10 protein-coding genes are annotated in these 11,774 nt (G+C 57.7%); 5 read left to right on the top strand and 5 right to left on the bottom strand.

Annotation, left to right across the window (positions count from 1 at the left end; translation table 11 throughout):
• Positions 1-91: 91 nt before the first annotated feature.
• From miaE to FZE95_RS00730, 3 genes are all read left to right on the top strand, one after another.
• Positions 92-691, top strand: a complete 600-nt coding sequence (gene miaE, locus FZE95_RS00740; protein WP_150298903.1) for a tRNA-(ms[2]io[6]A)-hydroxylase — start codon at positions 92-94, stop codon at positions 689-691.
• Positions 692-1,088: 397 nt separating this feature from the next.
• A complete protein-coding gene (locus tag FZE95_RS00735) occupies positions 1,089-1,928 on the top strand; it encodes a substrate-binding periplasmic protein (RefSeq protein ID WP_150298902.1) in 840 nt (279 codons plus the stop codon).
• Positions 1,929-2,058: 130 nt separating this feature from the next.
• Positions 2,059-3,510 (top strand): aminotransferase-like domain-containing protein, encoded by a 1,452-nt coding sequence (locus FZE95_RS00730; protein WP_223824916.1) that lies wholly within the window; start codon positions 2,059-2,061, stop codon positions 3,508-3,510.
• 43 nt (positions 3,511-3,553) lie between these two features.
• Here the strand turns inward: FZE95_RS00730 and FZE95_RS00725 are convergent, their stop codons facing one another.
• Positions 3,554-4,495 carry a LysR family transcriptional regulator gene (locus FZE95_RS00725; RefSeq protein WP_150298901.1) on the bottom strand — a complete coding sequence of 314 codons (942 nt, stop codon included), beginning with the start codon at positions 4,493-4,495 and terminating at the stop codon, positions 3,554-3,556.
• 172 nt (positions 4,496-4,667) lie between these two features.
• Between FZE95_RS00725 and FZE95_RS00720 the strand changes: the two genes are divergently transcribed.
• Entirely contained in the window at positions 4,668-5,876 is a 1,209-nt protein-coding gene (locus FZE95_RS00720; RefSeq protein WP_150298900.1) for an acyl-CoA dehydrogenase, read from the top strand.
• Positions 5,877-5,948: 72 nt separating this feature from the next.
• Here FZE95_RS00720 and FZE95_RS00715 read toward each other — a convergent pair whose 3' ends face one another.
• The 4 genes from FZE95_RS00715 to aat all read right to left on the bottom strand — a co-directional run bounded on the left by FZE95_RS00715 (position 5,949) and on the right by aat (position 9,135).
• Complete coding sequence (locus FZE95_RS00715; protein WP_150298899.1) at positions 5,949-7,016, bottom strand: AI-2E family transporter; 1,068 nt, start codon at positions 7,014-7,016, stop codon at positions 5,949-5,951.
• A gap of 231 nt (positions 7,017-7,247) precedes the next feature.
• A complete protein-coding gene (gene infA / locus FZE95_RS00710) occupies positions 7,248-7,466 on the bottom strand; it encodes a translation initiation factor IF-1 (RefSeq protein WP_080050557.1) in 219 nt (72 codons plus the stop codon).
• 217 nt (positions 7,467-7,683) lie between these two features.
• The gene (locus FZE95_RS00705; RefSeq protein WP_150298898.1) at positions 7,684-8,391 is read right to left on the bottom strand and encodes an arginyltransferase; all 708 of its coding nucleotides are present in this window, start codon (positions 8,389-8,391) and stop codon (positions 7,684-7,686) included.
• Between the two features lie 54 nt (positions 8,392-8,445).
• Positions 8,446-9,135 carry a leucyl/phenylalanyl-tRNA--protein transferase gene (gene aat, locus FZE95_RS00700; RefSeq protein WP_150298897.1) on the bottom strand — a complete coding sequence of 230 codons (690 nt, stop codon included), beginning with the start codon at positions 9,133-9,135 and terminating at the stop codon, positions 8,446-8,448.
• Between the two features lie 208 nt (positions 9,136-9,343).
• Here aat and FZE95_RS00695 point away from each other — a divergent pair, with 208 nt between their 5' ends.
• On the top strand, positions 9,344-11,770 hold the full coding sequence (locus tag FZE95_RS00695) for a DNA translocase FtsK (protein ID WP_150298896.1): 2,427 nt from the start codon (positions 9,344-9,346) through the stop codon (positions 11,768-11,770).
• The last annotated feature ends 4 nt before the right edge of the window (positions 11,771-11,774 follow it).

Raw genomic sequence — 11,774 nt, 5'->3', positions numbered from 1 at the left:
GTGTTGATTTGCGTCAACGTAGCATTGGTGCCACCGGCGACGCTGCCCGTATAATTCGCGGATCAGTATTCGTTCACATATAAGAGTATTCATGACCCTTCCGGAAGAATTAATGGCTTTTCTGCCGTGCCCGACACCCTCCGCGTGGATCGCCCAGGCGCTCAAGCACCCCGAAGAGCTATTGATCGATCATGCCAACTGCGAGAAAAAAGCGGCCTCGACCGCATTGAATCTGATGTTCCGCTATATCGACAAGCCGGAGCTGCTGCAGAAAATGTCGCGCCTGGCGCGGGAAGAGTTGCGCCATTTCGAGCAGGTTACCGCGTTGATGACCAAGCGGGGTGTCATCTACCGCGGCTTGTCGGCCAGCCAGTATGCGCAACGCTTGCGCGGTCATGTGCGGACCACCGAGCCAGGACGTCTGATCGATACCCTGATCATCGGTGCCTTTATAGAGGCGCGGTCCTGTGAGCGCTTCGCCTGTCTGGCACCGCACCTGGATAGCGAATTGTCCGATTTTTACCGCTCGCTTCTGAAATCCGAGGCTCGCCATTATCAGGATTACCTGACCCTGGCCCGCCAATATGCTGATGGTCCCATCGATGAACGTATCGCGTTTTTCGCCGGGATCGAAGCTCAAGCAGTCGCGCAGCCCGATACTGAATTTCGCTTTCATAGTGGAGCGGTCTAGGGTCTGTTGCCGTTTCATCGCGGCCGCGACGGAGGCCCGTTTAGTGCAGAACAAGGCGCGAGGAGTGTAATTTGTTCAACACATCCATGTGTTTCACCCCTTCGGGGCTTACGCGTAAAAACGCTCCAGGCGTTTTTGTGGTGGTTCCAAATGAGCGACGAGTAACGCAGTGCTGCGCTAAACGGGCCTCGTCCCTTCGGGTGGGGCCGCCTAGGTTGCGTGGCAAATGACGCCATACGGCGTTGCGGGACTTGGCAAGGGAACAACCATTACTTGCGTCCCGCGCCTTGCGGAACGCCGCCCGGCCTGCCGCCATTTGACACAGCAACGCGGCTCGCGATGAAACGGCAACAGACCCTAGGGTGTGTGGGCGACCACGAGATTCAAAGGAGACAATATGAAGCGATGGGCGAAATCTTCCCTGGCGGCGATGATGCTGCTTGGCACAGGCCACGCGTATTCGGCGGAGGGTGCGTGCGAGCGTATCGTGGTGACTGGAAACCCGCAGTATCCCCCGGTCCTCTGGGTCGACCCTGAGGATGAAGACAAACTGATCGGCGCTGGCGTCGAGCTATTGGAGCTGGCGCTTGAAGGCACGGGGATAGCGATTGAAGTGATGAACACCGGACCCTGGTCGCGGGCTCAGGAAGAGGCGCGCAGTGGTCGTGTAGACATGCTGGCCGGCGCATTTCTTACGCCCGAACGCCTGGCGTTCATGGACTATGTTTATCCGTCCTATGTGGAAATTCCCAGCGTTCTGTTTGTGCGCAAGGGGCAGGCGTTTCCGTACGGTGGTTGGGATGACTTGCAGAGCAAGCGCGGCAGCACGCTGGTCGATAACAGCTTCGGTTCGGCTTTCGATACCTACGCGAAAACTCATCTTGATATCGAACGAGTACCTTCGGTCGAGCAATCCTTCGAGTCGCTGCTGAGCGACCGCGCGGACTATGTCGTCTACGAGCGATACCAGGGCTTGGCGGTGGCGGAGAAGCTGGGTATTACCGACGAGCTGGATGTGCTGGAAGGCTCGCTGATCAACGAGAATCTGTACTACACCGTCTCGCACAATTCTGCCTGCAATTCGCCTGCGCTTCGTTCGGCCCTGGCGTTGGGGATGCACAAGGTAGTCAATCAGGGTGAGCCGCGGCGCCTGTTGGAAAAATATCGAAACCAGTGGGCGAGCCAGTTCATGCCTGAAAAGACCGAAGGCGAGCCAGGTCCTGGAGTGAGCGAGTAATACGATACAGTTTTTGCGTACGTGCTCAGGACCATAACAGATGCGGAAATGATACCCTGTGACGGTTCAATACATGGCCGGTGGTAGCAGCGTCTGCGCTGGCCTGAAAGCGGCGTCGGGGAGGCGGCTCATGTCGGTACCTTTGTATCAGCGTATAGCGCAGCAGCTCGCTGAAGACATCGTCAAAGGGTTCTATCAGCCCGGCGAGCGAGTGCCCTCGGTACGCAAGCTCAGTACGCAGAAGGGTGTGAGTCATGCCACGGTGCTTCAGGCCTACGCGACACTCGAGGATCAAGGCCTGATCCGGGCGCGCCCGCAGTCAGGATTCTACGTGCACCGTTCGCCGGCGCTGACCGCGCCTACACCTGCGATGTCCCGAATCGAGTCACCGCATGCGGTGACTCGCAGCGGTATCATTGCGGAAATTCTTCGCCAGTCACGTCGAACCGGCGTGATTCCGCTTGGCGCCGCCGTGCCCTCCAGCGAATACCTCCCGTTGCGTGCCTTGCACCAGCAAATGAGCAAGGTTACCCGCTTCCATGGGCAGAGCGCGTTCAGCTATTCGTTCAGCCCGGGATACGAGCCTTTGCGCCGGCAGGTAGCCATGCGCATGCGCGACGCTGGCGCTGTGGTCGATCCTGCTCAGGTCGTCATCACTAACGGATGTGTCGAGGCTTTGCAGCTCTGTCTGCGCACCATCACCAGGCCGGGGGATCTGATTGCCAGTGAATCGCCAAGCTACTACGGCTTGGTGCAGCTATGTGAGCTGCTCGGCCTGAAGGTAATTGAAATCCCCACCGACCCCGAGTCAGGCCTGAGTCTGGAAGCGCTGGAAGAGGCTGCCCAGCGGTGGCCAATCAAGGCACTGGTGCTGACCAGCCGTGCCGGCAATCCGATGGGCGCGACCATGCCTGAACATCGCCAGCGGGCGCTGGTGGGGATGATGGCGCAACGCAATATCCGCATCATCGAAGATGATGTGTATGGTGAACTGATGTTCGATCATGGTCAGTCGCGGGCGCTAAAAGCCTTTGATCGTTCGGATACAGTGATGTACTGCTCGAGCTTTTCAAAAACCATTTCGCCCGGCTTGAGAACAGGCTGGGTGATCGCCGGCCCGCAGCAGGACGCTATCGAGAAACTGCAAACATTCACGACGCTGTCTGCCTGCAGCGTCAGCCAGATGGCGGTGTCAGCCTACCTGGAAAACGGTGGCTACGACCGCCACCTGCGGCATGTACGGCAGGAGTATCGCAAGAATCTGAGCTGCTTCCAATTGGCGGTGCAGCAGTATTTTCCGCCGGGTACGCACATTTCGCGGCCAAGGGGCGGGTTCATCCTCTGGGTGAGTATGCCGGCACAGGTGGATGCGCAGATTCTTTTCAACCAGGCTCTGGAGCAGAACATCAGTATCGCGCCCGGTCTGGTCTTCAGTAATACCGATCAGTTTAATCATTGTTTACGACTGAACTGCGGGATCCCGTGGGATCAGGAGACTGAGCGAGCAGTGATGACGCTGGGGAAGCTGGCCGCTCAACAGCTGTTGTATCAGCAATCTGCAGCGGGGGAGGCGGTGGCTTGACGAGTGCACCGCCCCTGTTATTCAGACGTGATCCGTTGAGCGACTAGCAGGCTACAATTTCTTCGCGCTCTTTCGAGTCTCTGCGCTCAAGCTGCTGACTTAACTCAATAATCTGTTCTCGCATCCACCGGTTTGCCGGGTCCTGATCGGTGCTTTCGTGCCAGAATAAATGGCTTTCGATCGCTGGAACATCGCTGATCGGCAGTGCCGTCCAGTGCAGGTTATGCCGACGCGCGAAGCGCTCGGAAACGGTCATCACCATATCGGTGGACTCGAGTACCAGAGGTGCCATCTGGTAGTGCTGCGAACGCAGCACCACGCGCCGCTGAAGTCCCATCTTGCCCAGGGCCAGATCGACATGACCCAGCCCATTGCGCCGGCTGGAGATGTGAATATGTGACTGGGCAAGATAATCGTCGAGGGTCAGCTTCGCCTTGCTGGCCAACGCGTGTCCTTTGCGCATGACACACACGTAGCGGTCTTCGAACAGTTTTACGTGGCGTACCTGGGTATCGGTATTCAGCGGTGCATCGATGGCGAAATCCAGCCGCCCGGCGGCCAGTTCCTTGGTTGTCTCGCGACGCTTGGTCAGGAAACTGTCGATATTGACGTTAGGCGCAAGCCGGCAGATGCGTGACGCAAGGTGCGGCAGAATCACCGCTTCCGACAGATCGGTCATGCTGATGCGGAATGTCTTGGTGGCCTGGTCGGGGTTGAAGCTCCGGCTTTCCTGAACCGATACACGCAGCAATTGCAGCGCATGACGAACCGGGGTGATGATGTTCTGCGCCATCGGCGTGGGTACCATACCCTGAGCGGTGCGCACGAACAGTGGATCATTGAAGGTTTCACGGAGCCGGGCCAGCGCGTTGCTCACTGCTGGCTGGGTAATGCCGACGATCTGGCCGGCGCGGGTCAGGTTGGCTTCGGTGTAAATGGCGTCAAATACAATGAACAGATTCAGATCGACTTTACCGAGGTTCATCGCAATTAATCCTTTCGTCGGTATGCCTCGAATCCGAGACACGAGTGCTTGTTAGATTCGCAAGAGTATATATTGATTATATGAATGTTAATACACGCCGGAAATGCCTTCGATAAATTCGGATTTCTCATCTAGCATCGTCTTGTCATCAACAACACACAGGCGAAGAGCTATGGATTTCGGATACTCCCCCAAGGTCAAGGAACTGCGTGAGCGCGTAGACGCCTTTATGCAGGAACATGTTTTCCCCGCCGAATCGGTCTTTCATCAGCAGGTCAATGAAGGCGACCGCTGGCAGCCGACCGCCATTGTCGAGGAACTGAAAAAGAAGGCAAGGGCCGAGGGATTGTGGAACCTCTTTCTTCCGGAGTCCGAGCTGGGTGCGGGCCTCACCAACCTCGAGTACGCTCCGCTGGCTGAGCTGATGGGGCGTTCCGGGCTGGCTTCCGAGGCATTCAACTGCAGCGCGCCGGATACCGGCAACATGGAAACCATCGTGCGCTACGGTAGCGAAGAGCATAAAGAAAAGTGGCTCAAGCCATTGCTCGAAGGCGAAATCCGTTCGTGCTTCGGTATGACCGAGCCGGGCGTAGCGTCATCCGATGCGACCAACATGCAGGCCAATGCTCACCGCGAAGGTGACGAATGGGTCATCAATGGCCGTAAGTGGTGGACATCCGGCGCCTGCGATCCGCGTTGCAAGATCATGATTTTCATGGGGTTGACCAACCCCGATGCGCCGCGTCACCAACAGCATTCGATGATCCTGGTGCCGATGGATACACCCGGCGTGAAAGTCATTCGCCCGTTGCCGGTATTCGGCTATGACGACGCGCCCCATGGCCATGCGGAAGTCGTTCTGGATAACGTGCGCGTGCCGTACAGCAACGTGCTGCTCGGTGAAGGACGCGGTTTCGAAATCGCCCAGGGTCGTCTTGGGCCTGGACGTATTCACCACTGCATGCGCTCCATCGGCGCCGCCGAACGCGCTCTGGAATTGATGTGTCGCCGCTCTGTTGAGCGGGAAGCCTTTGGCAAGCGTCTGGCGCAACTGGGTGGCAATATCGACCTGATCGCCGAATCGCGCATCGAGATCAATCAGGCCCGTCTGCTGACGCTCAATGCTGCCTACATGATGGATACGGTTGGTAACAAGGTCGCCAAAAGCGAGATTGCCCAGATCAAGGTTGTAGCACCTAACGTAGCGCTGAGGGTGATCGACCGGGCGATCCAGATGCACGGCGGTGCGGGCGTCTCCGAAGACACGCCATTGGCACATATGTACGCCATGCAGCGGACACTGCGTCTGGCTGATGGTCCGGACGAAGTGCATCGTGCGTCTATTGGCAAGGTGGAGCTGGGCAAATACATAGCCCGTTAATACGGCTTGATATGGTCCTGTAGCAGTTAACAGCCCGCGTATATCGCGGGCTGCTTTGTTTTCAGTCGGGCGTCAGTCGATCCCTTGATCCTCGGCGTGATCACCGAGCATATCCTGCACATAAAGCATGTTGATGAGCACCATTCCGGCGGCAGCAAGCGGGGTGGCCAGGATCAGCCCGATCGTACCGGCCAGCAGGCCGAACAGTATCTGGATGCTGATGGTAAGAGCCGGTGGCATCTCCACGATGCGGTGTTGCAGCCAGGGCGTTAACCCCCAGCTCTCAATGGCCTGGATACCCATATACAACGCTATGACCCAGAGCACGGTTTCCGTGCCGTCGAGCGAGGCAAGCAGTATCGCGGGAATGATTGCGAGGATGGGGCCAATGTTGGGGATAAACGAGAGCAGGCCAGCTATCAGGCCGAGTACCAATGCCAGCTCTATTCCGATGAGCCACAATCCGATTGTGGTAAATACGCCGATTACCAGCATTTCCAGCAGCTTGGCGATCAGCCAGGATTGCAATGTGGAGCCTGTTTCAAGCAACACCTGTTTGGCGCGGGGGCGATAGCCACGCGGAATGAGCTTGAGGAAGCCGCCGATGTACGACCCAGGGCTGATGCTCAGACAGATCCCCAGTATGAAAGCGATGGCGAAGCTGCTGAATGCACCGGTGATCGATGACAGGACGCCCGTCACTACGCTGAAAATCCCGGTGCTTTGTTCTACCGCCTGCTCCAGGCGTTCGCGTTGTTCCAGAACGAACTTCATCCAGGTGGAATCTTCTGCCCGCGCCCGCCATTGCTCGATCGCACGCGGAAGGTTGTCGGCAAGGGATTCAAACTGTGCGCTGATGCTTGGAGCGAGCAGGATCACTGCTGCGCCCAGCACGATGATCAGTACAACGAAAAAAAGCAGCAGCGAAATACTATAGGGCATGCCTGTCTTGTCGGTAACCCATTGGGCTACGCCATTAAACAGCACGCCAAACAAAATCGAAGCAAAGATCAGCAGCAGAAATTCAAAAGCGAGCCATGAAACGATGCAGAACAGAACGACCAACGCCAGAACGCTGGCCTGGACCATGGCTCGAGTCGCAACGGCGCGGGGGGAATTAGGGTCACCTTTATCTGTCATTCAGAACTCCAGGCTGGCCGCGCGGGCAGGCGCGGGTCTACTCGTAATAGCTGCTGTGAAGCGACTGGCTGGCGGGGTGGGAGCGGCCATCGCCAGGCTTGCGTTTATCAGCAGTTAAGACTGTAGGCCAGGAGCATCGTTCAGCCACGCAACAACGCCATCCGAAGTACCATCGGATGGAGTAATCGAAGGAATTGGCGTTGTCGTGGGTATTGGCGGGTCGGCCCGGTATTAACGAGCGCGGTAGGTAATGCGGCCCTTGGTCAGGTCGTACGGAGTCAATTCGACACGGACCTTGTCGCCGGTCAGGATGCGGATATAGTTCTTGCGCATCTTGCCTGAAATATGGGCAGTCACGACGTGGCCGTTTTCCAGTTCAACGCGGAACATGGTGTTAGGCAGGGTGTCGATGATGGTGCCTTCCATTTCAATACTGTCTTCTTTCGCCATTAAGCAAAGGCCTCTCAATTTCGGTTCATTAAGCGGGCCATTAAAATCATGCCCGCAAAAAAGGTGAGCAATTGTGCCCTAAAACGGCCCGACAGCCAAGTTCGGCGCCCAAATATATGACGGAGACGCGCGGCTTCGGTTCGCAACTGCCTGGAAAAAATGCGCGGGGGCGGGTCGGAAGGGTTTGCTGCGGCGTTGTCAGCGAAATCATGTCAGCTTAGTTGACGGCAACCCAGCGCTGATTGACCAGCATCTCGATGGGGCGGTATTCGGTTTTGTAGTTCATTTTCTTGCAGTTCTTGATCCAGTATCCCAGATACACTGCGCGCAGGTTGCACCGGCGGGCTTCTTCGATCTGCCAGAGGATCGCATAACGGCCCAGGCTACGCCGGTGCTCGTCCGGATCATAAAACGTGTAAACCGCAGACAGGCCATTGATCATCTGATCGGTAACCGCCACCGCCAGCAATTTCCCCTCCAGGCGGAACTCGTAAAAGATACTGAATGGCCACTTGCGTACCAGAAACGAGCTGAACTGTTCGCGACTGGGTGGATACATATCGCCATCAGCATGGCGGGCTTCGATATAGCGTGCATACAGCGCATAGATTTCTTCAGTCGTCTCGGGAATGGTGCCGGTCACTACCAGATCGCGATTGCGCTTGAGAATACGTTTCTGGGCCGAGCTGGGTGAAAAAGCCTCAACGGGCAGGCGGGCGGCGATACAGGCGGAACACGCGCGGCAATGTGGCCGGTACAGGTGATCTCCGCTGCGTCTGAAGCCCAGCTCGGACAGCCGACTGTAGGTCACCGTATCGATCGGTTTCTGCGGGTCCAGAAACAGGGTAGTAGCCTGCTCCTCCGGCAGATAGCTGCAGGCGTGGGGTTGTGTTGCGTAGAATTTAAGATGTGACAGATCAGTCATGGTCGTGGCTTCGATACGCTTTTCTCAGGAGTATAGGACGGTACCTCAGGCGCATCAAAGAAACCGCCAGCAGTCAGGCGTGCCGTCAGCACAGAGCCGCGTGAGCAGGGATCTGAACTCACGTCGAGAAATGCTTTCTGCACCAAAACTGAACAGGTGGTCAGTCGGCATCTGGCAATCGATGAGCTCGAAATCACATTCGTCAAGCCACTCCACCAGGCGGATGAAACCGGTCTTGGATGCGTTTGTCCGGCGGCTGAACATGGATTCGCCGAAAAACACCTTGCCCAGTGCGACGCCATATAACCCGCCAACCAGCTGCGCCCCATCCCATACTTCCACGGAATGGGCGATGCCGCGTTTATGCAGTTCACAATACGCTGTCTGCATGTCCGATGTGATCCAGGTTGAATCAGTGTAGTCCCTGGGTTCTGCGCACGCCGCCATGACTGCCGGAAAATCCTGGTCCAGGGTGACCTTGAATGGCGTGTGCCGGAGAAATTTGCGCATGCTGCGTGAAACATGCAGTTTTTCCGGGCGTAGTATTGTCCTCGGGTCGGGGCTCCACCACAGCAGAGGTTGACCCTCCTGATACCAGGGGAAGATCCCGAGCCGATAAGCGCGTTCGAGGCGGGCAGGGGAGAGGTCGCCGCCTACCGCCAGCAACCCGTTGGGGTCCGCCAGTGCGTGTTCTGTAGAGGGGAAGTCCAGGCTGTGTGGGCTCAGCCAGCTAATTTGGCTCATGGCGTCTCACCGACTTGTTGATACATAAGACCTTTCATCAGCAAGATGATATAAGTTATTGTCTCAATTAAAGATAGTGCTTACAGAGTACTGAACGCAAATGTGCAGGCGAGCTCTGCTCGACTACGCAAAATGCAGGCAAGCCTGCCTCCGACCGCCGGCGGTTGTGAATTCAGCCGTGGTAGGCCGTACAATAGCGCCCTGAACAATGACGGAAGCCAGAACGTTGAAGGATACCCGATCCCAGAAAGCAGCCCATCTAGCGGTGCGCGAACAGCTGAGTCTGCGACTTCGCGAAGGCGCGTTGCTGGCTATGATCGCCCTGTGTCTGTACCTGTGCATGGCGCTATTTACCTACGATCTCAGTGATCCCGGCTGGACGCACAGCGGCAACGTATCGCAGGTGCAAAACGCCGGTGGGCAGATGGGCGCCTGGATCGCCGATGTATTGCTGCTCGCGCTGGGTTATCTGGCATTTCTGTTTCCAGTGATCGTTGCAGTCAAAGTCTGGCAGATGTTCCGCCGGCGGCACCAGCCATTCATCTGGAACGGCTGGTTATTTTCCTGGCGTCTGATCGGCTTCTTTCTGACCCTGTTCGCCGGCACTGCGCTGGCAGCGCTGCATGGTTCAGCGCCGGCCAGCTTTCCTGATGGCGCGGGCGCGGGTGGCATATTGGGTCAGTTATTGAAGGATCTGGCGCATCCAGTACTCAACCTGCATGGCAGCACGCTGGCGTTTCTGACCCTGTTCCTGTTCGGTATAACCGTATTTACCAATCTGTCCTGGTTCAAGGTCATGGACCTGACCGGACGGATCACCCTGGACCTGCTCGACCTGGTCAAGCGTGCATGGAGCGGCTGGCATTCGCGGCGTGCTGCTGACCGGTCCGAACGTGAAGAGCCGGTGCGCCCTGCGCGCGCTCCTGCGCCCAGACGCGAGCCGTCGATATCCAGCGAGGACAAGCAGCGTGCCGAGGATCTGCGCGCCGAGCGCCAGCAGTCGCTTGAGCGTCATGTTGCGTCGCAGCAGAGCCGCCAGCCACCGGAAATCGTACCCCCGGAGAAGAAGCCGGTGGAGCCGAGCAGTCGCTTGCAGAAAGAAAAACAGTCAAAGCTCACCTTCGACAGCGTCGAGCCCGGCTCGCTGCCGCCCATCTCCTTGCTCGATGCGCCAAGCAAGAAAACCAAGGGTTTCTCTGCGGAATCGCTTGAGGGTATGTCGCGCTTGCTTGAGCTGAAACTCAAGGACTTCGGCGTTGAGACCGAGGTGGAAAAGGTTCAGCCGGGTCCGGTCATTACCCGCTTTGAAATTCAGCCCGCCGCCGGGGTCAAGGTCAGCAAGATTTCCAACCTGGCCAAGGACCTGGCGCGCTCGCTGGCGGTTATCAGTGTTCGCGTCGTTGAAGTGATTCCGGGCAAGACCACTGTCGGTATCGAGATTCCCAACGAGGACCGCGAGATCGTGCGCCTCTCCGAAGTGTTGCAGACGCGGGAGTTCGACGAGGCCCATTCGCCGGTGACCCTGGCGCTGGGACACGATATCGGTGGCAATCCGGTAATGGCCGATCTGGCCAAGATGCCGCACCTGCTGGTTGCGGGTACCACCGGTTCGGGTAAGTCTGTCGGCGTTAACGCGATGCTCTTGAGCATTCTGTTCAAGTCTCAGCCCGATGAGGTGAGACTGATCATGATCGACCCGAAGATGCTCGAGCTGTCGATTTATGAAGGCATTCCGCATCTGCTCGCGCCCGTCGTAACCGACATGAAAGAGGCGGCCAATGCGCTGCGCTGGTGCGTGGCTGAAATGGAGCGACGTTACAAGCTGATGGCAGCGATGGGCGTGCGTAACCTGGCGGGTTTCAACCGCAAGGTGAAGGACGCGCAGAAAGCCGGCACGCCCTTGACCGACCCGCTATACCGTCGCGAGACCATGGATGACGAGGCGCCCGAGCTCGAGTCCCTGCCGACCATCGTCGTGGTGATCGACGAGTTCGCCGACATGATGATGATCGTCGGCAAGAAGGTTGAAGAGCTGATCGCGCGGATCGCACAGAAGGCGCGTGCAGCGGGGATCCATCTCATTCTGGCGACCCAGCGGCCCTCGGTGGACGTGATTACCGGCCTGATCAAGGCCAACATTCCTACCCGTATGGCGTTCCAGGTATCGAGCAAGATCGATTCGCGCACCATTCTTGATCAGGGCGGGGCGGAGCAGCTGCTCGGTCACGGTGACATGCTGTATATGCCGCCGGGCACCAGCCTTCCGGTGCGCGTGCATGGGGCCTTCGTGTCCGATGAAGAGGTGCATCGTCTGGTTGATGAATGGAAGCTGCGCGGCGAGCCGGATTATATTCAGGACATCCTTGATGGTGTCGACGATGGCAGTGCTGGCGCCTTTGACAGTGCCGGTGGCGGTGCCGGCGACGACAGCGAGACCGATGCGCTGTACGACGACGCCGTTCGCTTCGTTACCGAAAGCCGCCGCGCCTCGATTTCAGCAGTACAGCGCAAACTCAAGATAGGGTATAACCGCGCTGCCAGGATGATTGAAACCATGGAAATGGCTGGCGTTGTAACACCGATGAATACCAACGGCTCGCGCGAGGTGATCGCGCCGCCGCCCGTGCGCGATTAAAGCG

The sequence above is a fragment of the Pseudomonas profundi genome (assembly GCF_008638305.1).
Lineage (GTDB): Bacteria > Pseudomonadota > Gammaproteobacteria > Pseudomonadales > Pseudomonadaceae > Halopseudomonas > Halopseudomonas profundi.
This window is presented reverse-complemented; position numbering and strand designations above follow the sequence as displayed.